30 protein-coding genes are annotated in these 25,864 nt (G+C 68.2%); 13 read left to right on the forward strand and 17 right to left on the reverse strand.

The genetic code is table 11. From position 1 onward, the window contains the following. Window positions 1-9 precede the first annotated feature (9 nt). Genes nirN through nirS form a run of 11 tightly spaced genes read right to left on the reverse strand, consistent with a single transcriptional unit; the run spans window position 10 to window position 8,999 of the window. Window positions 10-1,491: a dihydro-heme d1 dehydrogenase gene (gene nirN / locus VQ065_RS02880; protein ID WP_003084850.1), complete on the reverse strand. Its 1,482-nt coding sequence runs from the start codon at window positions 1,489-1,491 to the stop codon at window positions 10-12. Further along, complete coding sequence (gene cobA, locus VQ065_RS02885; protein WP_003137316.1) at window positions 1,482-2,321, reverse strand: uroporphyrinogen-III C-methyltransferase; 840 nt, start codon at window positions 2,319-2,321, stop codon at window positions 1,482-1,484. The genes nirN and cobA overlap by 10 nt, the downstream gene beginning before the upstream one ends. Before the next feature lie 10 nt (window positions 2,322-2,331). Further along, window positions 2,332-3,495, reverse strand: coding sequence for a heme d1 biosynthesis radical SAM protein NirJ (gene nirJ / locus VQ065_RS02890; RefSeq protein ID WP_003084852.1), 1,164 nt, complete (start codon window positions 3,493-3,495; stop codon window positions 2,332-2,334). Then, window positions 3,489-4,004 (reverse strand): siroheme decarboxylase subunit beta, encoded by a 516-nt coding sequence (gene ahbB / locus VQ065_RS02895; protein WP_003084858.1) that lies wholly within the window; start codon window positions 4,002-4,004, stop codon window positions 3,489-3,491. Before ahbB (VQ065_RS02895) ends, nirJ begins: the two co-directional genes overlap by 7 nt. Then, window positions 3,979-4,422: an Lrp/AsnC family transcriptional regulator gene (locus VQ065_RS02900; protein ID WP_003084860.1), complete on the reverse strand. Its 444-nt coding sequence runs from the start codon at window positions 4,420-4,422 to the stop codon at window positions 3,979-3,981. Before VQ065_RS02900 ends, ahbB (VQ065_RS02895) begins: the two co-directional genes overlap by 26 nt. Next, window positions 4,415-4,939, reverse strand: coding sequence for a siroheme decarboxylase subunit beta (gene ahbB, locus VQ065_RS02905; RefSeq protein WP_003084862.1), 525 nt, complete (start codon window positions 4,937-4,939; stop codon window positions 4,415-4,417). Before ahbB (VQ065_RS02905) ends, VQ065_RS02900 begins: the two co-directional genes overlap by 8 nt. Further along, the gene (locus tag VQ065_RS02910; RefSeq protein ID WP_003084864.1) at window positions 4,936-5,388 is read right to left on the reverse strand and encodes an AsnC family transcriptional regulator; all 453 of its coding nucleotides are present in this window, start codon (window positions 5,386-5,388) and stop codon (window positions 4,936-4,938) included. The genes ahbB (VQ065_RS02905) and VQ065_RS02910 overlap by 4 nt, the downstream gene beginning before the upstream one ends. An 8-nt stretch (window positions 5,389-5,396) precedes the next feature. Then, entirely contained in the window at window positions 5,397-6,575 is a 1,179-nt protein-coding gene (gene nirF / locus VQ065_RS02915) for a heme d1 biosynthesis protein NirF (RefSeq protein ID WP_003084866.1), read from the reverse strand. Next, the gene (nirC, locus tag VQ065_RS02920; RefSeq protein WP_003084870.1) at window positions 6,572-6,931 is read right to left on the reverse strand and encodes a cytochrome c55X; all 360 of its coding nucleotides are present in this window, start codon (window positions 6,929-6,931) and stop codon (window positions 6,572-6,574) included. The genes nirF and nirC overlap by 4 nt, the downstream gene beginning before the upstream one ends. Then, window positions 6,928-7,242: a cytochrome C-551 gene (gene nirM / locus VQ065_RS02925; protein WP_003084872.1), complete on the reverse strand. Its 315-nt coding sequence runs from the start codon at window positions 7,240-7,242 to the stop codon at window positions 6,928-6,930. Before nirM ends, nirC begins: the two co-directional genes overlap by 4 nt. Before the next feature lie 50 nt (window positions 7,243-7,292). Next, a complete protein-coding gene (nirS, locus tag VQ065_RS02930) occupies window positions 7,293-8,999 on the reverse strand; it encodes a nitrite reductase (RefSeq protein ID WP_003084873.1) in 1,707 nt (568 codons plus the stop codon). A 215-nt stretch (window positions 9,000-9,214) separates the two neighbouring features. Here nirS and nirQ point away from each other — a divergent pair, with 215 nt between their 5' ends. The 6 genes from nirQ to VQ065_RS02960 all read left to right on the forward strand — a co-directional run bounded on the left by nirQ (window position 9,215) and on the right by VQ065_RS02960 (window position 14,591). Beyond that, the gene (nirQ, locus tag VQ065_RS02935) at window positions 9,215-9,997 is read left to right on the forward strand and encodes a transcriptional regulator NirQ (protein WP_003084875.1); all 783 of its coding nucleotides are present in this window, start codon (window positions 9,215-9,217) and stop codon (window positions 9,995-9,997) included. Window positions 9,998-10,031: 34 nt separating this feature from the next. Further along, a complete protein-coding gene (locus VQ065_RS02940) occupies window positions 10,032-10,559 on the forward strand; it encodes a cytochrome c oxidase subunit 3 (protein ID WP_004352183.1) in 528 nt (175 codons plus the stop codon). A 7-nt stretch (window positions 10,560-10,566) separates the two neighbouring features. Continuing rightward, window positions 10,567-10,824 carry a cytochrome C oxidase subunit IV family protein gene (locus tag VQ065_RS02945; RefSeq protein ID WP_003084879.1) on the forward strand — a complete coding sequence of 86 codons (258 nt, stop codon included), beginning with the start codon at window positions 10,567-10,569 and terminating at the stop codon, window positions 10,822-10,824. A gap of 89 nt (window positions 10,825-10,913) precedes the next feature. Continuing rightward, window positions 10,914-11,354, forward strand: a complete 441-nt coding sequence (gene norC / locus VQ065_RS02950; protein ID WP_003084881.1) for a nitric oxide reductase subunit NorC — start codon at window positions 10,914-10,916, stop codon at window positions 11,352-11,354. Next, window positions 11,354-12,751 (forward strand): nitric-oxide reductase subunit NorB, encoded by a 1,398-nt coding sequence (gene norB / locus VQ065_RS02955; protein WP_003084883.1) that lies wholly within the window; start codon window positions 11,354-11,356, stop codon window positions 12,749-12,751. Before norC ends, norB begins: the two co-directional genes overlap by 1 nt. Before the next feature lies 1 nt (window position 12,752). Beyond that, window positions 12,753-14,591 (forward strand): nitric oxide reductase activation protein NorD, encoded by a 1,839-nt coding sequence (locus VQ065_RS02960; protein ID WP_003084887.1) that lies wholly within the window; start codon window positions 12,753-12,755, stop codon window positions 14,589-14,591. A 6-nt stretch (window positions 14,592-14,597) separates the two neighbouring features. Here the strand turns inward: VQ065_RS02960 and VQ065_RS02965 are convergent, their stop codons facing one another. The 3 genes from VQ065_RS02965 to VQ065_RS02975 all read right to left on the reverse strand — a co-directional run bounded on the left by VQ065_RS02965 (window position 14,598) and on the right by VQ065_RS02975 (window position 16,791). Beyond that, window positions 14,598-14,792: a hypothetical protein gene (locus tag VQ065_RS02965; RefSeq protein WP_003084889.1), complete on the reverse strand. Its 195-nt coding sequence runs from the start codon at window positions 14,790-14,792 to the stop codon at window positions 14,598-14,600. A gap of 83 nt (window positions 14,793-14,875) precedes the next feature. Continuing rightward, window positions 14,876-15,559, reverse strand: coding sequence for a transcriptional regulator Dnr (gene dnr, locus VQ065_RS02970; protein ID WP_003084891.1), 684 nt, complete (start codon window positions 15,557-15,559; stop codon window positions 14,876-14,878). 353 nt (window positions 15,560-15,912) lie between these two features. Continuing rightward, window positions 15,913-16,791 (reverse strand): LysR family transcriptional regulator, encoded by an 879-nt coding sequence (locus VQ065_RS02975; protein WP_003084893.1) that lies wholly within the window; start codon window positions 16,789-16,791, stop codon window positions 15,913-15,915. Window positions 16,792-16,892: 101 nt separating this feature from the next. On the opposite strand from VQ065_RS02975, the gene VQ065_RS02980 reads away from it, so the two are divergent. Genes VQ065_RS02980 through VQ065_RS02995 form a run of 4 tightly spaced genes read left to right on the forward strand, consistent with a single transcriptional unit; the run spans window position 16,893 to window position 19,717 of the window. Further along, window positions 16,893-17,594 carry an MOSC domain-containing protein gene (locus VQ065_RS02980; protein WP_003084895.1) on the forward strand — a complete coding sequence of 234 codons (702 nt, stop codon included), beginning with the start codon at window positions 16,893-16,895 and terminating at the stop codon, window positions 17,592-17,594. After that, window positions 17,591-17,827 (forward strand): hypothetical protein, encoded by a 237-nt coding sequence (locus VQ065_RS02985; RefSeq protein WP_003084897.1) that lies wholly within the window; start codon window positions 17,591-17,593, stop codon window positions 17,825-17,827. The genes VQ065_RS02980 and VQ065_RS02985 overlap by 4 nt, the downstream gene beginning before the upstream one ends. Then, window positions 17,820-19,001 carry an aspartate aminotransferase family protein gene (locus VQ065_RS02990; protein ID WP_003084899.1) on the forward strand — a complete coding sequence of 394 codons (1,182 nt, stop codon included), beginning with the start codon at window positions 17,820-17,822 and terminating at the stop codon, window positions 18,999-19,001. Before VQ065_RS02985 ends, VQ065_RS02990 begins: the two co-directional genes overlap by 8 nt. Then, on the forward strand, window positions 19,001-19,717 hold the full coding sequence (locus tag VQ065_RS02995; protein ID WP_003084901.1) for a type 1 glutamine amidotransferase: 717 nt from the start codon (window positions 19,001-19,003) through the stop codon (window positions 19,715-19,717). Before VQ065_RS02990 ends, VQ065_RS02995 begins: the two co-directional genes overlap by 1 nt. Before the next feature lie 74 nt (window positions 19,718-19,791). On the opposite strand, the gene VQ065_RS03000 is transcribed toward VQ065_RS02995, so the two are convergent. Then, a complete protein-coding gene (locus VQ065_RS03000) occupies window positions 19,792-20,055 on the reverse strand; it encodes a hypothetical protein (protein WP_003084903.1) in 264 nt (87 codons plus the stop codon). A 285-nt stretch (window positions 20,056-20,340) separates the two neighbouring features. On the opposite strand from VQ065_RS03000, the gene VQ065_RS03005 reads away from it, so the two are divergent. From VQ065_RS03005 to VQ065_RS03015, 3 genes are all read left to right on the forward strand, one after another. Continuing rightward, complete coding sequence (locus VQ065_RS03005; protein WP_003084906.1) at window positions 20,341-21,831, forward strand: helix-turn-helix transcriptional regulator; 1,491 nt, start codon at window positions 20,341-20,343, stop codon at window positions 21,829-21,831. 337 nt (window positions 21,832-22,168) lie between these two features. Continuing rightward, complete coding sequence (locus VQ065_RS03010) at window positions 22,169-23,458, forward strand: NAD(P)/FAD-dependent oxidoreductase (protein ID WP_003084910.1); 1,290 nt, start codon at window positions 22,169-22,171, stop codon at window positions 23,456-23,458. A gap of 17 nt (window positions 23,459-23,475) precedes the next feature. Next, entirely contained in the window at window positions 23,476-24,030 is a 555-nt protein-coding gene (locus VQ065_RS03015) for a helix-turn-helix domain-containing protein (RefSeq protein ID WP_003084911.1), read from the forward strand. Window positions 24,031-24,140: 110 nt separating this feature from the next. Here VQ065_RS03015 and VQ065_RS03020 read toward each other — a convergent pair whose 3' ends face one another. Both VQ065_RS03020 and VQ065_RS03025 read right to left on the reverse strand, forming a co-directional pair. Next, window positions 24,141-25,166 carry a TPM domain-containing protein gene (locus VQ065_RS03020; RefSeq protein WP_003084914.1) on the reverse strand — a complete coding sequence of 342 codons (1,026 nt, stop codon included), beginning with the start codon at window positions 25,164-25,166 and terminating at the stop codon, window positions 24,141-24,143. Between the two features lie 3 nt (window positions 25,167-25,169). Then, on the reverse strand, window positions 25,170-25,778 hold the full coding sequence (locus VQ065_RS03025; protein ID WP_003084923.1) for a LemA family protein: 609 nt from the start codon (window positions 25,776-25,778) through the stop codon (window positions 25,170-25,172). Window positions 25,779-25,864 lie beyond the last annotated feature (86 nt).

Consider the following 25,864-nt stretch of genomic DNA (forward strand, 5'->3'; position numbering starts at 1 on the left):
GCCCGAGCCTCAGTGCGAGGTTCCCTCCGCATAGCCGATCTTGTTGCCGACGTTGTACTTGCCCGACGGCTTGTTCATCGGCAGTCGCTTCACTTCCTCCAGGCTGTGCGCGTCGTAGACCACCAGCGCGCCGTCGCGGTCCCAGACGCTGAGCAGGGCGTAGCGGCCGTCGCGGGTGAACTCGACGTGGCCGGCCACCTTGCCCGGGCTGGGGCGCAGGCGATGGGCGATTTCCAGGGTCTGCTTGTCGATCAGCAGGATCTCGTCGTGTTTCTTGCCAAGGAAGGTATCGGTCCAGGCGTAGGGCGAGTCGGCATGGCTGCGCATGAAGAAGCCGGGGCCGTCGGTGACGATTTCCTTCAACGGCTTCCAGTTTTGCAGGTCGATCACCGAGATCACCCCGCAGCTGATGTTCGGCGTGGCGAACACCCAGCGCCCGTCGCGCTTCCAGTAGATGCCCGAGCCGAGGTGCGGCATGCCCGACAGCGGGATCGAGGCGACCCGCGCGCCGCTGTCCAGCTCGATCACCTCGCCGCCCCTGGCCTGCCGCGAGCTGCCCAGCAGGTAGCGGTAGTCGGGGCTGAAGGAGAAGTCGTCGAGGTAGTCGGCCACCGCCAACCGTTTCGGCGCGACCGGCTTGCCGTTGGCATAGGGCAGCTCCCACAGCTCGTGGACGTCCTTCAGGGCGACCACGAAGCTGTGCCGCGGCGGTGCCGTGTATACCGCGCTGACCCGCGAGGCCTGGCCCTGGGCGTCGGCCGCCGGGATGACCTGCACCAGGGACAGGTCGCGGGCGTCCAGCAGCACCAGGTTGCCGGGCAGGTAGTTGCCCACCAGGACCCAGCGCCCGTCGTCGCTGACCGCCAGGTTGCGCGTGTTGAGGCCGGCGCGGACCTCGGCGACCACCTTCAGGTTGTACAGGTCGTAGAGGGTCACCCAGCCGTCGCGCGAGGCGAAGTACACCAGGCGCCCGTCCGGGGAGAACTTCGGACCACCGTGCAGGGCGTAGCGCGATGGGAAGCGGGCGATGGGCTCGAAGCGATCGCCGTCGAGGATGGTCACGTGGTGGTCGCCGGATTCCACAACCACGAACAGGTTCAGTGGGTCGGCCTCGAAGCGCGGCCTGGACGGCAGGGTGGCGAGGGGATGCGGCTGAACCTGGCTGGCCCGGATGTTCTCGGCGCTCCACTGCGGTTCGCGCGGCGGCGCCTGGTAGAGATAGGCGACCAGGGCGTCCGCCGCGGCGTCGTCCAATTGACCGGCAAAGCCGGCCATCTGGGTTGCCGGGCGTCCGTGCAGGATCACCTCGCGGGCCTGCGCCGGCTTCAGCCGCGAAAGGCTTTCCGGGAGCAGGGTCGGGCCGCTGCCGCCGAGCCGCCCGGCGCCGTGGCAGGCCTGGCAGTGCTGGCGGTAGAGCGCTTCCCCCGGCGCTTCGCCGGCCTGTGCGAGGGCGCCGAGGAGCAGGCCGAGGGCGAGGCCGATCAGGCGCATGCGACGGCCTCGCGGCTGACCGGCGAGCCGGCGCCCAGGTATGACGGATGCGCCATCGCGCGCTCGGCGAAGAGCGCCACCACCTGGCCGACGACGATCAGCGTCGGCGGCTTCAACTGGTAGCGCCGCGCCAGCGCCGGCAGCTCGGAAAGGGCGCCGCGGGTCACCTGCTGGCCCGCCTGGGTGCCCTGGCTGACCAGCGCCGCCGGGGTGTCGCTGGCGAGGCCGTGCTCGACCAGGCGCGCGGCGATCTCGGCGAGGTTGCCCAGGCCCATGTAGAACACCAGGGTCTGCTTGCCGCGCGCCAGGCCGGCCCAGTCGAGGTCGAGGCGGCCGTCGTTCTGCAGGTGGCCGGTGACGAAGGTGCAGGACTGGGCGAGGTCGCGGTGGGTCAGCGGGATGCCGGCGTAGGTACTGCAACCGGAGGCGGCGGTGACGCCGGGGACCACCTGGCAGTCGACGCCGGCCTCGAGCAGGCGCTCCAGCTCCTCGGCGCCGCGACCGAAGATGAACGGGTCGCCGCCTTTCAGGCGGACCACCCGGCGTTGCTGCCGGGCCAGGCGCACCAGCAGCTCGTTGATTTCTTCCTGCGGCAGGCTGTGGTGGCCGCAGCGCTTGCCGACGTAGATGCGCTGGCAGCTTTCCGGCAGAAGGGCGATCAGCTCGCGGGCGACCAGGCGGTCGTAGACCACCACCTCGGCCTGTTGCAGCAGGGCCCAGGCGCGCAGGGTGAGCAGGCCCGGATCGCCGGGGCCGGCGCCGACCAGGGCGACGCTGCCGGCAGGGAAATCGACATCGAGGAGGGACGGCGGAATCACGGTAGTGTTCATGAGGCTTTCCTTAGACGGCGTGCAGCGCGATGCGCTCGAGGCCGATTTCCTGATCGCTGAGGTAGCAGCCGGGGTCTTCGCCCCAGAGTTCTCCGCCGGCCCAGGCGCGGGTGCGGGTGTTGCCGTTGCAGATGTCCAGCCAGCGGCATTGGCTGCAGCGCCCGACCACCGGTCGCGGGCGCTGGCGCAGTTGCAGGAGCAGCGGGTCGGGGCGCTCGAACCAGAAGTCGGCGAAGCGCTGATGGCGGATGTTGCCGACGCTGTGGTGCCACCAGTAGCTGTCCGGATGCACCTCGCCGGTGTTGTCGATGTTGGCGATGCCCTCGCCCGAGGCGTTGCCGCCCCAGTCCAGCAGCAGCTCGCAGAGACGCGCCAGTTGCTGCGGGCGGCGGCGCTTGAGCCAGTCGAGGAGAAGGATCGCGTCGGCGTCGTTGTTGCCGGTGACGAAGTCGCTGTCGCGCCCCTGCCGGATGTCCTCGTCGGCCCGTTCGAAGAGCAGCGCGAGGGCCTCGCGGGTGCGCCGGTGGTGGGCGTCGAGGGCGCGGCTGCGGCGGCCGCGGCCACTGTAGTTGAGGTGCGAGAGGTAGAACTTCTGCACGTCGAGTTCGCGCATCAGGTCGAGCAGTGCCGGTAGTTGCGCGGCGTTCTCCTCGGTCAGGGTGGTGCGCATGCCGACGCGGATATCCGCCTCGCGGCACAGGCGCATGGCCGCCAGCGCGGCGTCGAAGCTGCCCTGCTTCTGGCGGAAGCGGTCGTGGGTCTCGCGCAGGCCGTCGAGGCTGATGCCGACGTAGTCGAAGCGGGCCTCGGCGACGCGCTGGATGTTGCCTTCGTCGATCAGCGTACCGTTGCTCGACAGCGCCACGAACATCCCGGCCTGGCGCGCATGGGCGGCGATCTCGAAGAGGTCCGGGTGCATCAGCGGTTCGCCGCCGGAGAGGATCAGCACGCGCACTCCGGCGGCGCGCAGGTCGTCGATGCCGCGAAGGATTTCCGCGGTCTCCAGCTCGCCACGGAAGTCGCTGTCGGCGGAGGTGGAGTAACAGTGCTTGCAGGTCAGGTTGCAGCGCCGCAGCAGGTTCCAGATCACCACCGGGGCGCGCCTGCCGCCGGCGCGGCGCGGCGCCGGCGCGTCCTCGGCGAGGCTGCGCAGGTAATGGCTGATCCTCAGCATGGACGTTCCTCCTTCTGCGCCAGGCGCAGGCCGGTCTTCTTCAGGATGCGGCTGCTCACCAGCATCTCGTCGGCGCGACAGTCCTCGCCGAGCAGCAGGCGGATCTGCTGGCGGTAGCCTTCGATCTCCGCTTCGCTGCGGCCGTGGACCATGGCGAACAGGTTGTAGCGCCACTGCGGCAGATGGCGCGGGCGCCGGTAGCAATGGCTGACGAAGGACAGCCCGCCGACCAGCCGGCCGAGGCGTTCGATGCGTTCGTCGGCGACGTCCCAGACGGTCATGCCGTTGTGCCGGTAGCCAAGGCGATAGTGGTTGGGCACCGCGGCGATGCGCCGGATCACCCCGGCGTCGCGCAGGCGCTTCAGCAGCGCCAGGGTCTCCGCCTCGCTCAGCCGCAGTTGCGCGGCGATCCACGCCCAAGGGTCGGCGACCAGCGGCAGGCCGGCCTGGGTCAGTTCGATCAGGCGGCGGGCGAGCAGGGCGTCAGAGGGGGAAATGCAGGCCGACATGGTAGGTCGCCTCCTTGGGCAGGTCGAGTACCGCCAGCCCGCTCTCGCGCTCCAGCCGTGCAAGGGTCTCGGCGACCTCCGCCGGGCTGTCGCAGGCGACCACCAGCCACATGTTCAGGGCGTGCTCGCGACGGTAGTTGTGGGCGACCTGCGGCCAGCCGGCGAGCAGCGCGGCGATCTCTTCGAAACGCGCCTCCGGCACGCTCATGGCGGCCAGGGTGAAGGCACCGCCGAGGGGCTCGATATCGAACAGCGGACCGAAGCGGGTCAGGGTGCCGTCGTCGAGCAGGTCGTCGAGGCGGCGCAGGATGTCTTCCTCGCGGCAATCCAGCTCGGCGGCGAGCAGCGCGTAGGGATGCGGCTCCAGCGGCAGGCCGTGTTGCAGGCGGTTCAGCAGGCGCCGGTCGAACTCATCCATGGCGGCGCTCCAGGTCGGCCGGCGGCGCGGTGTAGCGGCCGCCGCACTGCTTGTAGGCGCGCAGGCTGAACAGCCAGCGGTGCGGTGTCTGGCGCAGGGCGTGGCGCTCCAGCAGGGCCTCGATCTGGCGTTCCACTTCGCCGCGCTCGCGGCCGTGGATCATGCAAAACAGGTTGTATGGCCACATCGGCAGGCGACGCGGGCGGCGGTAACAGAGCGAGACGATCGTTTCGTGGGCGAGGGCGCGGCCGACGACGTCGACCTCCGCGTCGGCGACGTCCAGCACCAGCATGGCGTTGGCGGTATAGCCCAGGGCGCGGTGGTGGAGGATCACTCCGAAGCGGCGGAACAGGCCGTCTTCGTCCCAGCGGCGGACCTGTTCCAGCACTTCGTCTTCGCCGGCGCCGATGCGTTCGGCGAGCACCCGGTAGGGCCGGCTGGCCAGCGGCAGGCCCTGTTCCAGCAGGTAGCGCAGGTGTTGCCGCTGCGGCGCGGCGAGGGGTTCGACGGGGTTCATCGGCTGGCCTCCAGGGGAAACGCGAGGTCGATGCAGTAGGCTTCCTGCATCGGCAGGTCGAGGGGTTGCAGGCCGGTGTCGGCGGCGATCTCCGCCAGTACCCGGTCGAGTTGCGCGCGGTCGCCGGCGGTGAGCACGAACCACAGGTTGTAGCGGTGTTCGCGCTGGTAGTTGTGGTTGACCTCGGCGTACTGGCTGATGCGCTCGGCGACCCGTTGCAGACGCTCCTCGGGCACCGCCAGGGCAGCCAGGGTGCTGGCCCCGGCGCGTTGGTGGCGGAGCACCGGGCCGACCCGCGACAACGCGCCGTCGGCTTCCAGGCGACGCAGCCGTTCGAGCACCTCGGCTTCGCTGCAACCCAGGGTCTCGGCCATCCGCCGATAGGGTTCCGCGCAGATCGGCAGGCCTTTCTGGTAGCGGGCGAGGAGGCGGCGGGAGAGGTCGTCCATGGTGCCTCCTAGAGTCCGATGTGCTGGGCGCGGTGGCTGAAGAAGATGCCGCTCGGGCTGCGGGCCGGAAGGCTGCCGATGCGCTTCAGGCGGTACGGGTCCCAGACCTGCAACTGGTCGGCGTCGCGCACCGAGATCCAGACCTGGTCGCCGCGCCCGCTGAATTCCATGTGCAGTACGCCGGGGCCAGGGCGTAGGGTTTCGATCACTTCGTGGGTCTCGCTGTCGATGACCTGCACCTTGTCGTTGTCCGGGTAGGCGAAGTTGACCCAGATCTGCCGGTCGTCCGGTCGAGTCATGACGAACACCGGCTGGCCGGCGACGTCGATGGCGTCGGTCTGCTTCCAGTCGCGCGCGTCGAGCACCAGCACCTGGTGATGGCCGACCGCCGGGACGAAGGCCTGGTCGCTGGCGATGGTCCAGCCCTCCAGGTGCGGCATCTTGTACACCGGCAGCTTGCGTTGGCCGCGGCCGTAGTCGCCGAGTACGCGCCTGACGCCGCGCTCCGGGTGCCAGAGGTCGAGCTGGGCCATGCCGTCCTCGCCGAACAGCCCGGCCATGTAGTAGCGCCCGTCGGGACTGATGAGGGCGTCGTAGGGTTGCTTGCCGATATCGCGGAAGCGGGTCAGGTGCGGCGTGTCGCCCTGGCTGAAGTCGGCGATCCAGATCTCGCCGCTGTCGAACAGGCTGAACACGAAGCGCTGCCCGGGCGCGTCGACCAGGCCGACCACCCGGGAGTTCCTGTCCTGGCCGGGGAGGCGGGTGGCGGGAATCTCGGCGACCAGCTCCAGGGTGCGGCTGTCGAACACCTTGACCCCGCCCGGCTCGTAGTTGGATACCGCGACCAGCCGACCGTCCTGGCTGATCGCTCCGCCGATGCTGTTGCCGCCCTGGATCAGGCGCTTGTCGATGCGCTGGGCCAGCAGGTCGAGCTTGGTCAGGCCGCCGTCGCGACCGAATACGTAGGCGTAGCGCTGGTCGCGGGAGAACACCAGGGAGGCGTGGGACAGGTCGCCGAGGCCTTCGACCCGCGCCAGCGAGGTCTTCGCCGTGCCGTCGAGGATCTGCACGCTGCCGTCGGCGCGTTCGATCAGCACGCCGAGGTCGCCGCTGCCGCGCAAGGGCGGCTGCTGGCTACAGCCGGCGAGCAGGGCGAGGAAAAGCGGCGCGAGGGGACGCAGGTTCATGGGGCGATCTCTCCTTCGATCAGGCGGTCCACCAGCCAGCCGGCGTCGTCTTCGCTGAGCAGGCCGGCCCAGGGGGGCATCGGGGTTTGCGGACGGCCCATGAGCACGGTGGCGACCAGCGATTCGCGCGGCTTGCCGCGCAGGGCCTCGGGGGTCAGCGCCGGGCCGAGGCCGCCGGTCAGGCGCAGGCCGTGGCAGGAGCCGCAGTCCTGCAACAGCAGGTGACGCAACTGGGCCTGGCGACGGGCATCGGGATGCTCGTCGGCCAGGCCCGGAAGAGGACAGGCGAACGTCAGCGCGAGGGCCAGCCACAAGGCGTGGCTGGCGGCGCGCCGGAAGTCCGGAGGGGCGTTCATTTCTGCGACAGGACCCACTTCGCCAGGGTCTGCGCCTCGTCGTCGCTGACCGCGTTCGGCGGCATCGGGATCGGGCCCCAGACGCCCTGGCTGCCGTTCTTGATCCGCTGCGCGAGTTCCGCTTCGGCGCCGGCCTGGCCGGCGAACTTGGCGGCGACGTCCTTGTAGGCCGGGCCGACCATCTTGGTGTCGATGGCATGGCAGGCCACGCAGCCCTTGTTCTTGAACAGCACTTCGGGGTCTTCGGCCCAGGCGCCCTGGGCGAGCAGGGTGCCGGTGGCGAGCAGCGAAAGCAGTGCGTACGGTTTCATCACGGTTCCTCGTAGGGGGGAGCGCGCGGGGCGTGCCCCGCACGCGGGTCTCAGTACACGTCGTGCTGGGTGTTGTAGACGTTGAACTTGCCGGTCGGGGTGATCAGCCGCGGGTCCTTGACCACGGCCTTGAGCTTCAGGGTCTTGTCGTCCACCACCACCAGCGCGGAGCTGTCGTTCTTGCCGTTCCACACCGAGAACCAGACTTCATCGCCGCGCTTGTTGTACTCGGGCTGCACCACCCGCTTGGCGCCTTCGCCGAGATCGGCCCATTCGGCGATCGGCAGCACCTGGTACTTGGCGTCGAGGTTCTTCAGGTCGAACACCGCGACGCTCTGGCTGATCCTGGCGTCGGGGTTGAAGGTGGTGTCGACGTAGAGGTGCGAGGACTTCGGATGGGTCTTGATGAACAGCGAGCCGCCGCCCTGGCCCTGTAGCTCGGCGACTTTCTTCCAGGCGTACTGCGGATGGTTCTTCGGATCGGTGCCGATCAGCGAGATGCTGCCGTCGCCCAGGTGGCTGGTGCTCCACACCGGGCCGTACTTGGGATGCACGAAGTTGGCGCCACGCCCCGGGTGCGGGGTCTTGCCGACGTCGACCAGGGCCGACAGGCGACGGTCCTTGGAGTCGATCACGGCAACCTTGTTGGAGTTGTTGGCGGCGGTCATGAAGTAGCGGTGGCTGCTGTCCCAGCCGCCGTCGTGGAGGAACGGCGCCGCACCGATGCTGGTGACGGTGAGGTTGTCGATATCCTTGTAGTTGACCAGCAGGACCTTGCCGGTCTCCTTCACGTTGACGATGAACTCGGGGTGCTCGTGGGAGGCGATGATCGCCGCCACGCGCGGTTCCGGGTGGTAGGTCTGGGTGTCTACGGTCATGCCGCGGGTGGAGACGATCTGCTTCGGCTCCAGGGTCTCGCCGTCCATGATCGCGAACTGCGGCGGCCAGTAGGCGCCGGCGATGGTGTAGCGGTCCTCGTAGCCCTTGAACTTGGAGCTTTCCACCGAGCGCGCCTCGATGCCGATCTTGATCTCGGCGACCTTGGTCGGCTCCTTGGCCCACAGGTCGATCATGTCGATCCGCGCGTCGCGGCCGATCACCAGCAGATAGCGGCCGGAAGCGGACATCCGCGAGATATGCACGGCATAGCCGGTATCGATGACCTTGACGATCTTCTTGCTGTCGCCGTCGACCAGGGCGATCTGCCCGGCGTCGCGCAGGGTCACCGAGAACAGGTTGGGCAGGTCGAGGTCGTTGAGCTGTTTCTTCGGCCGGTCCTCCGGCTTCACCAGCACCTTCCACGATTCGCGCATCTCCGGCATGCCCCACTCCGGCGGTTGCGGCGGGGTGTGCTGGATGTACTTGGCCATCAGGGTGATCTGGTCCTTGCTCAGCTCGCCGGAGCTGCCCCAGTTCGGCATGCCCAGCGGGGTGCCGTAGGTGATCAGCGCTTCCAGGTATTGCTGGCCGCGTTGCTGGGTGATGTCCGGGGTCAGCGGCTTGCCGGTGGCGCCCTTGCGCAGGACGCCGTGGCAACCGGCGCAGCGTTGGAAGTAGATCTGCTTGGCCTCGTTGAACTCGCTTTCACTCATGTCGGGGGCACCGTTGGTGCGCACCACGTGAGTGGGATCGACGGCGGAAGCGGCACCCTGGTATTGCTCGGCGGCTTTCATGTCGTCCTTGGCGTGAGCGGTGGCCAGGCCCAGCAGCGTCAGCGAGGCGAGCAAGGTGCCCACCAGTGGCTTGCCAAATGGCATGGTCTATCTCCTCAGGAGCCCTGCGAGGCGCTCCCTTAGCAGTGTTTTGGGGGTGGCTGCGTCGGGAACTCCCGGGAATTCATGGCGCGAAAGGATCATAGAAAGCAGGGTCTTTACCCTTGCTTGACCGGAATCAAGATTGCGTTGCTTTGCGCTTGTGGCACCTTCCAACTGTGAATAGCGTGCGGTCCTAATCCCTAGCGCAGGAGTAGGACATGCGGGACGCGACACCCTTCTACGAGGCCACCGGCCATGAGATCGAAGTCTTCGAGCGCGCCTGGCGGCACGGCCTGCCGGTATTGCTCAAGGGCCCCACCGGTTGCGGCAAGACCCGCTTCGTCCAGTACATGGCGCGGCGCCTGGAACTGCCGCTGTACAGCGTCGCCTGCCACGACGACCTGGGCGCCGCCGACCTGCTCGGCCGCCATCTGATCGGCGCCGACGGCACCTGGTGGCAGGACGGCCCGCTGACCCGCGCGGTGCGCGAAGGCGGTATCTGCTACCTGGACGAAGTGGTGGAGGCGCGCCAGGACACCACGGTCGCCATCCACCCGCTGGCCGACGACCGCCGCGAGCTGTACCTGGAGCGCACCGGCGAGACGTTGCAGGCGCCGCCTTCGTTCATGCTGGTGGTGTCCTACAACCCCGGCTACCAGAACCTGCTCAAGGGCCTGAAGCCCAGCACCCGGCAGCGTTTCGTCGCGTTGCGCTTCGACTACCCGGCGGCGCAGCAGGAGGCACGCATCCTGGTCGGCGAGAGCGGTTGTGCCGAGGCCCTGGCGCAGCGCCTGGTGCAGTTGGGCCAGGCGCTGCGGCGGCTGGAGCAGCACGACCTGGAGGAAGTCGCCTCGACCCGCCTGCTGATCTTCGCCGCGCGCCTCATCGGCGACGGCATGGACCCGCGCGAGGCGTGCCGGGTGGCGCTGGCCGAACCGCTCTCGGACGACCCGGCGACGGTGGCGGCGCTGATGGACATCGTCGATCTCCATGTCGCCTGATACCGTCGAGCGGCGCCTGCCCGGCGACCTGGCGATGTGGTTCTTCATCCTCGCCGAACTCAGCGTGTTCAGCCTGCTGCTGCTGGCGTTCGCCGGCGCCCAGGCCTGGCAGCCGGAGCTGTTCCGTGCCGGCCGGGAGCAACTGGATAGCCGCTGGGGCCTGTTGCTGACCGTGGCCCTGCTCAGCTCCGGCTGGCTCGCCGCGCTGGCGGTGCATGCGGTGCGCCGCGGACGGCCGCGCCAGGCGAGCGGCTGGTTGCTGGCGGCGCTGCTGCTGGCGCTGGTCTACGTCGGCCTGAAGCTGCACGAGTACGGGCGGCTCGCCGATCTCGGCCTGGACATCGAGCACGACACTTTCTTCACCCTCTACTGGTGCCTGACCGGCTTCCATTTCCTCCACGTGCTGCTCGGCCTGCTGATCCTCGGCTGGCTGGCGCAGGCCTGCTGGCGCCGGTGTTATACGCCGCAGGCTTGCTCGGGAATGGAGTCGGGAGTGCTCTACTGGCACATGGTCGACCTGGTCTGGGTGCTGCTGTTCCCGCTGGTCTACGTCCTGCAATGAGGTGCCGATGCGAACCCTGACCCTCTGCTGGCTGGCGTTGCTGGCGCTGGCCGTGGCCGGTGTGCTGCTGGGCGGCGCCGGCGACTCTCCCTGGCTGCTGGCGGCGGTGCTGGCCTGCGCGGTGGCCAAGGGCTGGCTGATCGGCGAGCGCTTCATGGAGCTGGCCCATGCCCCGGCGCTATGGCGCCGCCTGCTGCTGGCCTGGCCGCTGCTGATGGCCCTGGCGGTGGGCGCTGCGCTGTACCTGGCGCGGATGAATAACTGAGTAAATCGTTCGGGAATCTTGATTGCCATCAAGCGGGTTCGCCGCCGCCGCTTCCTAGAATCGCCGCACCACCCATTCCAGGAGGCCGCATGTCCGAGACCTTTACCAAAGGCATGGCCAGGAACATCTATTTCGGCGGGAGTGTGTTCTTCATCCTGCTGTTCCTGGCCCTGACCTACCACACCGAGAAGACCCTGCCCGAGCGCACCAACGAGGCCGCGATGAGCGCCGCGGTGGTGCGCGGCAAGCTGGTCTGGGAACAGAACAACTGCGTCGGCTGCCACACCCTGCTCGGCGAGGGTGCCTACTTCGCGCCGGAGCTGGGCAACGTGGTCGGACGCCGTGGCGGCGAGGAGGGCTTCAACACCTTCCTCCAGGCCTGGATGAAGATCCAGCCACTGAACGTGCCGGGCCGCCGCGCCATGCCGCAGTTCCATCTCAGCGAAGGGCAGGTCGACGACCTGGCCGAGTTCCTCAAGTGGAGCTCGAAGATCGATACCAACCAATGGCCGCCGAACAAGGAGGGTTGATGATGTCGCCCAATGGCTCCCTGAAATTCGCCTCGCAGGCGGTCGCCAAACCCTACTTCGTGTTCGCCCTGATCCTCTTCGTCGGGCAGATCCTGTTCGGCCTGATCATGGGCCTGCAGTACGTGGTCGGCGACTTCCTGTTCCCGGCGATCCCCTTCAACGTCGCGCGCATGGTGCACACCAACCTGCTGATCGTCTGGCTGCTGTTCGGCTTCATGGGCGCTGCCTACTACCTGGTGCCGGAGGAGAGCGACTGCGAGCTGTACAGCCCGAAGCTGGCCTGGATCCTGTTCTGGGTATTCGCCGCCGCCGGCGTGCTGACCATCCTCGGCTACCTGCTGGTGCCCTACGCCGGCCTGGCCAGGCTCACCGGCAACGAACTGTGGCCGACCATGGGCCGCGAGTTCCTCGAACAGCCGACCATCAGCAAGGCGGGCATCGTGATCGTCGCCCTGGGCTTCCTGTTCAACGTCGGCATGACCGTGCTGCGCGGGCGCAAGACCGCCATCAGCATGGTCCTGATGACCGGCCTGATCGGCCTCGCCCTGCTGTTCCTGTTCTCCTTCTACAACCCGGAAAACCTCACCCGCGACAAGTTCTACTGGTGGTGGGTGGTGCACCTGTGGGTGGAAGGCGTGTGGGAACTGATCATGGGTGCGATCCTCGCCTTCGTGCTGGTGAAGATCACCGGGGTCGACCGCGAGGTGATCGAGAAGTGGCTCTACGTGATCATCGCCATGGCGCTGATCAGCGGCATCATCGGCACCGGCCACCACTACTTCTGGATCGGCGTGCCCGGCTACTGGCTGTGGCTCGGCTCGGTATTCTCGGCGCTGGAGCCGCTGCCGTTCTTCGCCATGGTGCTGTTCGCCTTCAACACCATCAACCGCCGCCGCCGCGACTATCCGAACCGCGCGGTCGCACTGTGGGCCATGGGCACCACGGTGATGGCCTTCCTCGGCGCGGGAGTGTGGGGCTTCATGCATACCCTGGCGCCGGTCAACTACTACACCCACGGCACCCAGCTCACCGCCGCCCACGGCCACATGGCCTTCTATGGCGCCTACGCGATGATCGTGATGACCATCATCTCCTACGCCATGCCGCGCTTGCGCGGGATCGGCGAGGCGATGGACAACCGCTCGCAGGTCCTGGAGATGTGGGGCTTCTGGCTGATGACCGTGGCGATGGTGTTCATCACCCTGTTCCTCTCCGCGGCCGGGGTGCTGCAGGTCTGGCTGCAACGGATGCCGGCGGACGGCGCGGCGATGACCTTCATGGCCACCCAGGACCAGCTGGCGATCTTCTACTGGCTGCGCGAAGGCGCCGGGGTGGTGTTCCTCATCGGCCTGGTCGCCTACCTGCTGAGCTTCCGGCGCGGCAAGGCGGCCGCCTGAGATGGCCTTCGCCGTCGAGCTGGAGGAATGGGTCGGCGCCCACTGGCACCGCTTCATCACCCGCCATGCCAGCGGCGAGTTCGAGGCGGCGCGGGTGACCCTGGAGAGCATGCGGCGTCCGCTCGGCATGCTCTTCCGGGCGCTCGGCGGCGCACCGGGGGTAGCCCTCGAGGCGACCCCGGCGCGCCGCCTGCTGCTACGCCGCACCTGGTTGCAGCGGGTCGCCGGGACCTGCGAGCAGGCCCCGGTGGCCTGGTTCAACGGCGACAGCCTGCGCCTGCCGGAATCCCTCGCGGTCTATCCGCAGGCCGAGCTGAACCGTGAACTGTATCGCTGGCTGGCGCTACTGGCGGCCAGCGCCGGGCCGCTGCGGCACTGGGCCCAGGACAACCAGCGCTGGGCGCGGCAGTTGCTCGATGCCTATCCGGCGCTGCGCCCGCGCTACGCCCGGCTGGTCGCCGCGCATCTGCGCCAGCGCCCGTCGCTGGACGATTGCCCGGCGGCAGACGCCGAACTGGAAATCGCCCTGCGCCGCGCGCTTGCCGAGCCGGGCAGCGTCGAGCGCTTCCCGCGAGTCGAGCGGGCGCCCTGGCCGGTGCCGCTGTGGCTGTATCCCGGCGAGCGCTGGACGCCTTCCGCCAGCGCGGAGGACGGCGAGGAAGCGGCCGCCGGCGCCGGCAAGCGCCAGGTCGCCCGCAGCGGAGCGCGCAAGCGCGCCGAGCGCGTCGAGGAGCGCGACAGCGAGCGCAACCTGCTGCTGTTCCGCCTGGAAAGCCTGCTCAGTTGGTCGGAGCACCTGGCCCTGGACCGCTGTAGCGACGACGAGGACGACCCGGACGGCGCGCGCGTCGCCGAAGACCTCGACTACCTGTCGCTGTCGCGCCAGCGCACGCAGAAGGGCGGCGGCCTGCGCCTTGACCTCGACCTGCCGGCCGCCGACTACGACGACCTGCCGCTCGGCCCCGGGCTGAAGCTGCCCGAGTGGGACTATCGGCAGCAGCGCCTGCTGAGCGACCACGTGCTGCTGCAACCGATGCGGCCGCGCGGCGCGACCAGCGCCAGCCTGCCGGCGCACCTGGAGAAGACCGCGCTGCATCTGCGCCGCCAGTTCGCCTGCCTGCGCGACGGCCGCCAACGCCTGCGCCAGCAGCCGCAAGGCGACGAGATCGACCTCGATGCCTGGCTCGACTTCCAGGTCGAGCGGCGGCGCGGCGGTTCCACCCAGCCAGGCCTGTTCCTCGAACAGCGGCCGCGCCGGCGCGACCTCGCCTGCCTGTTGCTGGCGGACCTGTCGATGTCCACCGAAGCCTACCTCGACGACCAGCGGCGAGTGATCGACAGCATCGTCGACAGCCTGCTGCTGTTCGGCGAGGCGTTGCAGGCACTGGGCGACCCATTCGCGCTGTACGGGTTTTCCTCGGTGCGCCGGCAGCAGGTGCGCTGGCAGGTGCTGAAGGACTTCGACGAAGGCTACGGCGGCGAGGTCCGCGGTCGCGTGCTGGCGCTCTCGCCGGGCTACTACACGCGGATGGGCGCGGCGATCCGCCGGGCCAGCCAGGTGCTCGGCGGGCAGCCGCAGAAGCGTCGCCTGCTGTTGCTGTTGAGCGACGGCAAGCCCAACGACCTGGACCGCTACGAGGGCCGCTACGGCATCGAGGACACCCGCCAGGCGGTGATCGAGGCGCGCAGCCAGGGACTGGTGCCCTTCTGCATCACCATCGACAAGGAGGCGGCGGACTACCTGCCCTACCTGTTCGGCGCCGACGGCTTCGCGCTGGTCGAGCGCGCCGGGCAGTTGCCCGAGCGCCTGCTCCAGCTCTATCGGCGCCTGCGCCGCTGAGAGGCCTCAGGGAACATCGCGCGGCAGCCAGAGCATCATGCCCAGGCAGAACAGCGCCAGCCCGACGCAGAACCAGGCGAAGCGCCGCTGCCGGCGACCCTGGAGCTGGCGCTGGGAAGCGCTGGGCAGTGGCATGCCGCACTGTTCGCAGGCGCTTTCCGCGCCTTCGGTTTCATGGAGGCAATACAGGCATTGGCGCATGGGCGTTCTCGCGGGCTCGACCCCGCCAGCTTGCCGGTGGACGGGCCGTGGCGCGCTTGACCGCGATCAAGCGGCGGCGCTGTTCACTCGAAGCACTCCAGGCGTTCGCGGTCGAGGATGCTGATTTCGCGGCCGTCGAGGCGGATGATGCCCTCGTCGCCGAGGCGGTGCATGATCCGCGAGAAGGTTTCCGGCTGGATCGACAGGTGACCGGCCACCAGTTGCTTGGCCACCGGGATTTCCACCCGGCAGTTCTCCCCCGGCGCGTGGGCGGCGAGGGTCAGCAGGTAGCGCACCACGCGGTGGGTGGCGTTCTTCAGGGAAAGCGTCTCGATCTCGTCGATGCGCTGGTGCAGGCGGGTGCTGAGCTTGGCCAGCAGGGCCAGGGCCAACGGGGTGTTGTCCTGCAACTGGCGCAGGTAGGCCTTGTTGGAGAAACGGAACAGCTGGCTGGGCACCACGGCCTGGGCGGTGGCCACGTAGTTCGGGGTGTCCATGAACATCATCGCCTCGGCGAAGGTGTTGCGTTCGTTGGTCACTTCGAGAATCTTCTCCTGGCCTTCCGGGGTCAGCCGGTAGATCTTCACGCAGCCGGAAATCAGGTAGTAGAAGGCGTGCGCCGGCTCGCCCTGGCGGAACACGTAGGCGCCCTTGTCGAGGTTGACCAGGTCGCTGCTGGCGAGCAGTTCCTGGAGCTGGACGGGAGAAAGCGGTTCGAACAGGTGGTGGCTTTGCAGCAACTGCTGGTGGACGCGCTGGAATTCCATGCTGGGAAGGCTCGCGATGATGAGGGGACTGGCCACTGTAGCGGGCCCGGCGCAGATCATCTTGACGCACGGCAAGCTCCCGGCGGCTGGGTGTTGCCGTCGGTCCGGCGAGCGGAACTATTACAGCGTGTAAGCCAAGGCTTACAAACGGCGGTGGTTTTGGCTGCTTTCTCCCCCTCGCAGAGATGCGTAATCTTCAAACCGTCAGGACATTGCGCAGGAAGCGCCAAAGACAATACGGAAACTCAGGGAATCCACCATGGATGGTGGCGTAGCACGGATGTCAGGATAGAGGTCTGCAAAACCCCGCCCAAAAGGCGGGGTTTTTTATTGCCCGAGGAAAACCGCGTCGCTCAGACCACGCCTTCCAGCAGCGAGCGCAGCAGCTCGACGCTGGCGTGCTGGCGTTGCGCGTCGCGGTAGACCAGGCCGACCTTCAGCGGGATGCGCGGTTCGCTGAGCGGTTTCCACAGCAGCCGCTGGTTCGAGTGCATCTGCCGTGCCTTGCCCGGTAGAACGGTGGCGAAGCGGGTCTGCGGCAGGCTGTCGAGAATCCCGCTCATGTGGTTCAGTTCCGCCTGCACCCGCGGCCGCCGGCCGATCGCGGCGAGTTGCTCCTGCCAGATCTGGCGCGCGCGGAACTCTTCGCCGAGCAGCAGCATCGGCAACTCCGCGGCCTGGGCCAGGGACACCTTTCTGAACTCCTTCAACGGGTGTTCCTCGGGGATCACCAGCTGCAATTCGTCCTCGTACAGCTCGACGCTGTGCAAGCCCGGCTGGCGCGGCGGCAGGAAGCCGATGCCGATATCCAGGTTGCCGGTGAGCAGGCGCCGCTCGATGTCGATTCCCGACAGTTCGTAGATCTGCACCCGCAGGTGCGGCTGCGCGGCGTGCAGGCGTTCGACCATGTACGGCACCAGGCTGGCGTTGACCGTCTGCAGCACGCCGATCGCCAGGCTGCGCGGGGTCTGCCCGCGGAATACGCGCATCGCCTCGCGGGCCCTTTCCAATCCCTCCAGCAGCGGTACCGCATGGTTGTACAGGGTGTGGGCGGCGACGGTCGGCAGCAGGCGCTTGCCGCTGCGCTGGAACAGCGAGACGTCGAGGTTCTGCTCCAACTGGCGGATCTGCTGCGAGAGGGCCGGTTGCGACAGGGCCAGGCGTTCGGCGGCGCGGCCGACGTGGCCTTCCTCGTAGAGCGCGACGAAATAGCGGAGTTGGCGAAAATCCATAAGCTGTTCTTATCGATAAAACTGGAAAATCGAAATGGAGTGGGTCCCGCGTGAGGCACTAGTCTAGCTGCATTGGCGGTACATCGGGTGGTCGCGGAGCAATGGAGCAGATAGTCGTAAACGGTGTTTTCATAGGTAAAGTCGAAGAAACCTGGGGCGGATTGGTCAGCGCGATCGACAAGCTGCCGGTCGAGCAGGAGTTCTGGCTGGGCCACGATGGCCTGCCCGGCGACGAACAGGCCGACATCCGCCACCACGGCGGCCTCGAGCGCGCTCTTCATCACTATCCCGCCGAGCACTACCGCTACTGGCGCAAGCGCCACCCGCTGAACCGCTGGCAACTGCCGGCGTTCGGCGAGAACATCTCGACCTACGGCATCACCGAAGCCGAGGTCTGCATCGGCGACCAGTTCCATTGGGGCGATGCCCTGCTGGAAGTCAGCCAGCCGCGTTCGCCCTGCTATCGCCAGGGCCAGCGCTGGAATCTTCCCGAGCTGCCCGACGAATTGCAGAGCGGCGGCCGCTGCGGCTGGTTCTATCGGGTCCTGCGCAGCGGCATGGTGACTCCCGGGGACGAGCTGAAGCTGGTCCAGCGGCATTACCCTGAACTGACCGTCGCCCGCCTGTTGCAGTGGTATTTCGGCGATCCCCTGGAGCCTCTCGGGTTGCGCCAGATGATGGCCTGCGACGCGCTCTCCCAGCGTTGGCGCAAGACAGCGGCGAAACGCCTGTCCAGCGGCGTGGTGGAAGACTGGGGGCCGCGCCTGCGCGGACCGTCGGATTACCGGGAGCATGCCTCTTGAGCGACTACCTGATCACCCTGAGCCAGTCCGGCCGGCTGTTGGCCAGCATGACGGTGAGCGCCGCGCGCTTTGCCGAGGTGCGCGAGCTGATGCGCCAGCGCTTCCCCGCCGGCGACGGCTTCGAACTGCGCATCGAAACGCGCCGGGAAAAGCGTCGGCTGCTGGAGCAGGGGCCACAGGGCGTGCGCCTGCTGGCGGTGGAGTACATGACCGAGGAACTGAAAGATGGCTGATGCGCTGGATAGCCTGCGCCTGATGCGCACCCAGGAACGGCCCGCGCAGGTGTTCGTCCGTGGCCAGGGCTCGTGGCTGTGGGACAGCGACGGACGCGCCTTCCTCGACTTCACCCAGGGCCTGGCGGTGAACTGCCTTGGCCACAGTCCCAGCGTGCTGGTCCAGGCCCTGGCCCGGCAGGCGCGGGAGCTGGTCAGCGCCGGCCCCGGCCTGCTCAACCGGCCGGTGCTGGCATTGGCGCAGCGCCTGTGCCTGGCGACCGGCAGCGACCAGGCCTACTTCCTCACCAGCGGCGCCGAGGCCAACGAAGCGGCCATCGCCCTGGCGCGCAAGTGGGGCCGCCTGCATCGCGGCGGCGCGCAACGGATCGTCAGCACCGTCAACAGCATCCATGGACGCACCCCGGGCACCCTGACGGCTTGTGGCAAGCCGGCGCAGCATGGCCTGGAGGGCTTCGCCAGGGTGCCGTTCAACGACCTCGACGCCATGGCCGCGGCCATCGACGAAGAGACGGTGGCGGTGATGCTGGAGCCGGTGCAGGGCGATGCCGGGGTGATCCCGGCGACCCTCGACTACCTGCGTGGCATCGAGCGGCTGTGCCGGCAGCGTGGCGTCCTGTTGATCCTCGACGAGGTGCAGACCGGCATCGGCCGCTGCGGCGCGCTGCTGGCGGAGGAACTGTACGGGGTACGCGCCGACATCGTTACCCTTGGCAAAGGCCTCGGCGCCGGGGTGCCGCTGTCGGCGCTGCTGGCGCGTGGCAACGCCTGCTGCTTCGAACCGGGAGACCAGCTTGGCACCCACCACGGCAACGCGTTGATGACCGCTGCCGGGCTGGCGGTACTGAATACCGTGCTGGAGCCGGGTTTCCTGGAGCAGGTGCGCGAGCAGGGCACTCACCTGCGCGATGGCCTGGCCCGTGTCGCGCGTCGCTATGGGCATGGTCCGCTGCGCGGCCAGGGACTGTTCTGGGGGCTGCCGCTGATCGGCCAGCGCGCGCCGGCGGTGGTTCGCGCGGCGTTCGGCGAAGGCCTGCTGATCAACGCGCCGCAGCCGCATTGCCTGCGTTTTTCCCCGGCGCTGACGGTGAGCCGGGCCAACGTCGACGAAATGCTGCGGCGACTGGAGCGGGCCCTGGCCCGGGTCGCCAACCGACACGAGGAGGTGGCCTGATGCGCGCCCTGGTATTGCAACACGTTCCCTTCGAAGGCAGCGCGCGGATCGGCGACTGGATCGGCCGCCACTGCGAGCACGAGCACGTCTGCTACCTCTACGCCGACGCCCACCTGCCTGCGCTGGACAGCTTCGACCTGCTGGTGGTAATGGGCGGGCCGATGAGCGTCCACGACGAAGCGCAATATCCCTGGCTGGTGGCGGAGAAGCGTTTGATCCGCGCGGCGCTGGATGCCGGCAAGAAGGTCCTTGGCATCTGCCTCGGCGCGCAGCTGCTGGCCCAGGCGCTGGGGGCTGCGGTACGCCCGGGACGCCAGGCGGAGATCGGCTGGTGGCCGCTGCACAGGTACAGCCAGGCGCTGGGCTCGCCGCTGGGCGAGCGCCTGCCGGAACGGCTGATGGCGTTCCACTGGCACGGCGAGACCTTCGACCTACCAGCCGGCAGCGTGCCTCTCTATGGTTCGGCTGCCTGCGCCAACCAGGGCTTCATCTGGAACGAGCAGGCTATCGGCCTGCAATGTCACCTGGAAAGCACCGCGGAGAGCATCGAGGCGCTGCTCGATGCCTGCCCGCAGGACCTGCAACGGGAAGGGGCGGTGCAGAGCGCCGGGAGGATCCGCCAGGGTGTCGCGCATTGCCGCGAGGTGGCGCCGGTGCTGTTCCTGTTGCTCGATTACCTGGCGCATCGGCCGGCGGAGATCGCACGCCGGGCCTGATCGCCAGAAAGATTCCTCTGTCCTCGCATGCGCCTCCGGACGTCGTTTTGGTCCTGTGGGGCGCTTTTTTTATTCTAGGCTGCGTGCTTTCCCAACCAGGGCTCCAGTAGTGCCAGGTCGCGACGCAGGCTTTCGGCGAACAGGTGCAGGCGGGTGGGGTTGTCCAGCTCGCCGGGCTGGATGCCGACGAAGGTGAAGGTTTCGTCGTGCTCTCGGGCGGCGACATTGATACTGACGGTGCCGTCGTAGTGCATCCGGCACTGGCAGTCGTAGCCTTCCAGCGCCTGGTTCAGACTGCGCTGGATCTCGCCGAGATCGGGGTGCTTGTTCTTGCTCATCGCATCGCTCATGCAAGGGGATGGGGCTTTCTTCTCGTGCAGGGCGAGTCGGGTGGATGCGTCGACGACCTCGGGACCGAGGGGCGGCGTAGCCTCCCGGCCGGCGCGGCGTCTGGGCTTCCCGCCCGGACATTGCTTCCTGTATCGCCAGGGTAGGGGTGCCTCCGCTATCGTTTCGCGATGCAAATGCACTAGCACCGCTAGTGCAATCGTCACGCGTGCGCGGTCAGGGCGGGCGGGCATCCTTGCTGCCCCCGGAAAATCGCTCCATCCAAGAGGAACAGCATGAACGACCAGGTACTGCGTACCCAGACCGACCGCCGCCAGTTGCAGCAGATCATCGCCGGTCTTACCGAAGGGGTGATCCTGATCGAGCCGGACCAGCGCATCCTCTGGGCCAACGAGGCGGCCCTGGCGATGCACGGCGTCGATTCGCTGGAAGGCCTGGGCGCCGATACCGGCGAGTATCGCGAGCGCTTTCGCCTGCGCTACCGCAACAATCATCCGCTGCAGGAGGGCCAGTACCCGGCCGAGCGCCTGGTGGCTGGCGAGTGCTTCAGCGACGTGGTGGTGGAAGTGTTTCCCGCCGCCGACGAGGACACCCGCTGGGTGCACCGCGTGCGCGGGTTGGTGCTGACCACCCCCGAGGACAAGCCCGACTGCCTGGTGCTGATCCTCCACGACGCCACCGAGTGGGCCAGCGCCGAGCAGCGCTTCGAGAAGACCTTCAATGCCAACCCGGCGCCGGCGGTGATCTGCCGGCTCAGCGACTACCGCTACGTGAAGGTCAATGTCGGTTTCCTGGAAATGACCGGCTATGCCCGCGACCAGGTGATCGGCCGTTCGGTGTACGAGCTGGACGTACTCGACCAGGCCGAGCGCCGCGAACTGGCGGTGGAGCGCCTGGGCGCCGGCGAGACCATCCCGCAGATGGAGGCGAGCCTGCGGGTGGCGGAGGGCGGACGCAAGTGCGTGGTGGTCGCCGGGCAACCGATAGAGGTCGGCGAGGAGGCCTGCATGCTCTTCACCTTCACCGATCTCGAACCGCGGAAGAAGGCCGAGGAGGCCCTGCGCAAGAGCGAGGAGCGCTTCGCCAAGGCCTTCCGCATGGCACCGGTGCCGAGCCTGGTGCTGTACGGCGACGACCTGCAGGCGCTGGACATCAACCAGGCCTTCAGCGAAACCTTCGGCTACCAGGCCGAGGAACTGCTCGGCGAGTCCACCGTCGCCTGCGGGCTGTGGCAGGACGGCGGCGCCGAGCGCCTGGGCGAGCTGCTGGCGCAGAGCGGCAGCGTGCGCAACGTCCAGCTGCGCCTGCAGCACAAGGATCGCAACGGCCTGGACTGCCTGGTCTCGGCCGAGGCGGTGAGCCTCAACGAGCAGGACTGCGTGCTGGTGGCCTTGCTGGACATCAGCGACCGGCGGCGCACCGAAATGGAGCTGGTGCACGCCATCGAGACGGTGATGCAGGACGCTTCCTGGTTCAGCCGCACCCTGATCGAAAAGCTCGCCAACGTGCGCCGCGCCAACGCGCCGGGCACCGGCGCCGAACTGGCCGACCTGACTGCGCGCGAGCGCGAGGTGTTCGACCTCATCTGCCAGGGCCTGGCGGACAAGGAGATCGCCAAGGAACTGGGCCTGGCGCCGAACACCGTGCGCAACCACGTGGCGACCATCTACGCCAAGCTCGATGTCCACAGCCGTGGCGAGGCCATCGTCTGGGCACGCGAACGCGGATTCGCGCCGGAGCCGCGCAACGGCAACGGGCGCAAATAAACGAAGAGGGTACGAATGCACCAGGGCGGCTGGTGCATTCGTACCTGTCGCCCGCTCCCGTCGGCGCCGACACTGGCGCAGCACGCCCGGCATGCCCCCGCCCGTGGTCGTGCACCTTTTCTCCGCGGCGCGAGCCGCGCCGTCCGCACGTCTGTTCCCCTCGCCAGTTTCGCTCTGGCGGGGGGCTTCCCGCCTCCTTTCGAATATTTGCCCCTCTGCCTCTGCTGGTGCGCGACGGCATCCTGCCGGCCGTTTGCGAATGCTCGGGACTGGTGTCGTGAAATTTTAAGTGTTATTTTTCATGAAAAATAACCAATATAATTTCACGGAGGTCGCGATGTTCCTGCAATCCAACGAGCATGTCGGCACTTACTACGCCGCCGTCAATCCCGAACTGATCCAGCCGCGCCAGTCCCTGGAGGGCGACCTCGACTGCGAGGTGCTGGTGGTCGGCGCCGGTTTCAGCGGCTTGCACACGGCGCTGCGGCTGGTCGAAGGCGGACGCCAGGTATGCGTCATCGAAGCCAGCCGGATCGCCTGGGCGGCCTCCGGGCGCAACGGCGGGCAGGCGCTGCCCGGCTGGTCCAGCGACCTGCCGCCGCTGGAGGCCGACCTCGGCTACGAAGGCGCACGCCGTCTCTGGGACGGCATGCTCTGGGCGGCCGGCGAGATGCGCGAGTTGCCGCAGCGACATGGCTTCGACTGCGACTACCGGGTCGGCCACCTATGGACGGCGATCCTGCCGCGCCGGGTCGGCCTGCTCTACGACTGGCAGGCCGAGGCCAACCGTCGCTGGGGCTACGAGGGGCTACGCTTCGTGGCGAAGGACGAGTTGCCCGAATGGATCGCCAGCGAGCGCTACCTTGCCGGTCTCTACGATCCCCACGCCGCACACCTGAATCCGCTCAAGCTGGCGTTCGGCCTGGCCGCCGCCATCGAGCGCGCCGGCGGGCGTATCCACGAGCGGACCCGGGCCCTGAACTATCGCGAGGAGGGCGACGGCTACCGGGTCCGTACCGAGCACGGCGAGATCCGCTGCGCGGCGCTGGTGCTGGCCTGCAACGCCTACATCGACGGGCTGGACAGCGAGCTGTCGCAACGGATGCTGCCGGTGGGCACCTATCAGGTCGCCACTGAGCCGCTCGGCGAGGAACGGGCGAAGTCGTTGCTGCCGCGCAACTGCTGCGTGACTGACAACCAGTTCGTCCTCGACTACTTCCGCCTGACCCCGGACCACCGCCTGCTGTTCGGCGGCGGCTGCACCTACCTGGGCGGCATGCCCAGCGACATCCGCGCCGCCACCCGGCCCTATCTCGAACGGGTGTTCCCGCAGTTGCGCGGGGTGGCGCTGGAATACGCCTGGGGCGGGCATATCGACTGCAGCATGCGGCGCACCCCGGACATCGGCCGGCAGGGCAACCGCTACTGGCTGCAAGGCTACTCCGGCCACGGCGTGCTGCCGAGTCTGGCGGCGGCCAGGGCGGTCAGCGACGCGCTGCTCGGCGAGGACGAGACCCTGGCGCTCTACCAGCGTCTGCGCAATCCGAAGTTTCCCGGCGGCCAGCGCTTCGCCGCGCCGCTGGAAGCCCTGGGCAAAGCGTATTACCGTTTGCGCGACCTGTTCTGAGAGGGCCCGGAGCCGAGATGAGCGAAGTAGCCGACGACCTGGCGGAGATCGCCAGCCTGGTGCGCGAATTGCGCAAGCGCAAGGGCATCACCCTGCAGGCGCTGGCCGACGGCATTCGCCGTTCGGTGGGCTTCGTCTCCCAGGTCGAGCGCGGCCTGTCGCGGCCGGCGGTGGACGACCTGGTCGCCATCAGCCAGGTGCTCGGGGTGCCGGCGACCTACTTCTTCTGCTCGCCGAAGACCCAGGCCTCGCCCTGGGTGACCCGTCCGGGCGAGCGTCGGACCCTGGCCTACGCTCGTGGCGCCAGCGACAACCTGGTGTCGCCGCGTCTTGGCGGTGCCTTCTTCATGCTCGAAACCTGCCTTGAAGCGGGTGCCGACAGCGGCGAGCGCGACCTGCTGGACAGCTCGGAGCAGGGCGGCTACGTGCTCGAAGGCGAGCTGACCCTGTGGCTGGAGGACGAGGAGCTGCGCCTGCAGGCCGGCGACGGTTTCCAGATTCCCAGCCATATGCGCAGCCGCTATGCCAACCGCAGCCAGGCGCCGGTCAGGGTGCTCTGGGTATACGCCTGACGAGGCGCGTTACCCTGTCGTTTGCCGGATAGCGGCGAAGACTTCCGGCATCGGCGAGAACCGTCGCCGACCGATGAAAAAAGCCCGAGGCACAGGCCTCGGGCTTTTCGTCACCAGCGTCCGGAGGCGCCGCCGCCGCCGCTGGAGCCGCCGCCACCGCGGAAGATGCCGCCACCGCCGCTGCCGCCTCCCCCACCGCCGCCGCGACTATTGAGGATGGCGCTGAGAATGGCCATCAGCACTTCGCCGGGAAGCAGGAACAGGGCGTAGATGAACAGGGTCGGGGCCAGTACGCCGAGACTGTCGTCCGCCGCGCGGTCGACGTTCTGCCACAGGCCCATGCTCAACAGCCAGGCCAGGCCGGCGACCGCCGCGCTGCAAAGCAGGAAGCGGCCGATGCTGCGCCGCCGCATCCACTGCAACGGCAGCAGGCGTCCGAGCAGGGCCACGGCGAGCAGGACCGCCACATAGACACCGAGGTAGACCGGATTGCCCCAGAGCTGTCCGCTCAGGCCGCTCTTCTTCTTCGGCTCCGGCGGGGCGCTGTCATACACCTCACCCTCGTCGACCGGTGCCGGCAGGGCCCGCGGCGGCGTGGCCTCGGGAACCGCCGGCAAGGCGTCGACGGGAGCGCTGGCGGTAGCGCTGTCCGGGTTCTTCTCGGCATCGATCAGTTGCACCAGGCTGTCCACGCCGGCCTGGATGCCGCCATAGAAATTGCCCTGGCGGAACTGCGGCGTGATCTGCTCGCTGATGATCCGCCCGGCCTGGACGTCGGTGATGGCCCCTTCCAGGCCGTAGCCGACCTCGATGCGCAGGGTGCGGTCGTTCTTCGCCACCAGCAGCAGGACGCCGTCGTCGACCTTCTTCTGGCCCAGCTTCCATTTCTCGAAGGTACGCACCGCGTACTCCTCGATGGAATCGTCGCCGGTGGTCGGGACCAGCAGCACAGCGAGCTGCGCGCCGCTCTTGGCTTCCAGGGCGGCGAGCTGTTGCTCCAGGTGCTGGCGCTGGTCGCCGGAAAGGGTCGCGGTGAGGTCGGTGACCCGCGCCGTCAGCGCGGGTATCGGTGGCACATCGGCCCAGGCGACCAGGCTGGCGAGCAGCAGCCCGGCGCCCAGTAGCAGCCGGCGCATGGCTTACTGCGCCGGTTGCGGGTTGCCGAAATCGACTTTCGGCGCGGTGGAGATGGCCGCTTCGTTTTCCACGCTGAAGTTCGCCTTGGGCTTGTAGCCGAACAGCTTGGCGGTGATCACGCCGGGGAACTGGCGCAGCAGCACGTTGTATTCCTGTACCGACTTGACGTAGCGGCCGCGAGCGACGGCGATGCGGTTCTCGGTGCCTTCCAGTTGGGTCAGCAGGTCCTTGAACAGGCCGTCGGCCTTCAGTTGCGGGTAGTTCTCGGTGACTACCAGCAGGCGCGAAAGCGCCGAGCTCAGTTCGCCCTGGGCCTTCTGGAAGCGCTGCACGGCCTGCTCGTCGTCCAGTTGGTCGGCGTTCAGCTGCACGCTGCCGACCTTGGCCCGGGCCTCGGTGACCTGGGTCAGGACCGACGCCTCATGGGAGGCATAGCCCTTCACCGTGCTGACCAGGTTGGGCACCAGGTCGGCGCGCCGCTGGTACTGGTTGAGCACTTCCGACCAGGCGGCTTTCACCTGTTCGTCGCCGGCCTGCATGGCGTTGTAGCCGCAGCCGCTGAGCAGCAGGGCGAGGACGGGAAGGAGGGCATTTCTGAGGAATCGAGGCATGGTGGTACTCATCCGGGTTGAGAAAGCTCGATTGTAGACCAGCCAATGGCCAGCACGTTCCTTGTGCCGGCACGGATATCGGCGCT

Origin of the sequence: Pseudomonas sp. KBN10P06128 (assembly GCF_037574945.1) — a bacterium.
GTDB lineage: Bacteria > Pseudomonadota > Gammaproteobacteria > Pseudomonadales > Pseudomonadaceae > Pseudomonas > Pseudomonas aeruginosa.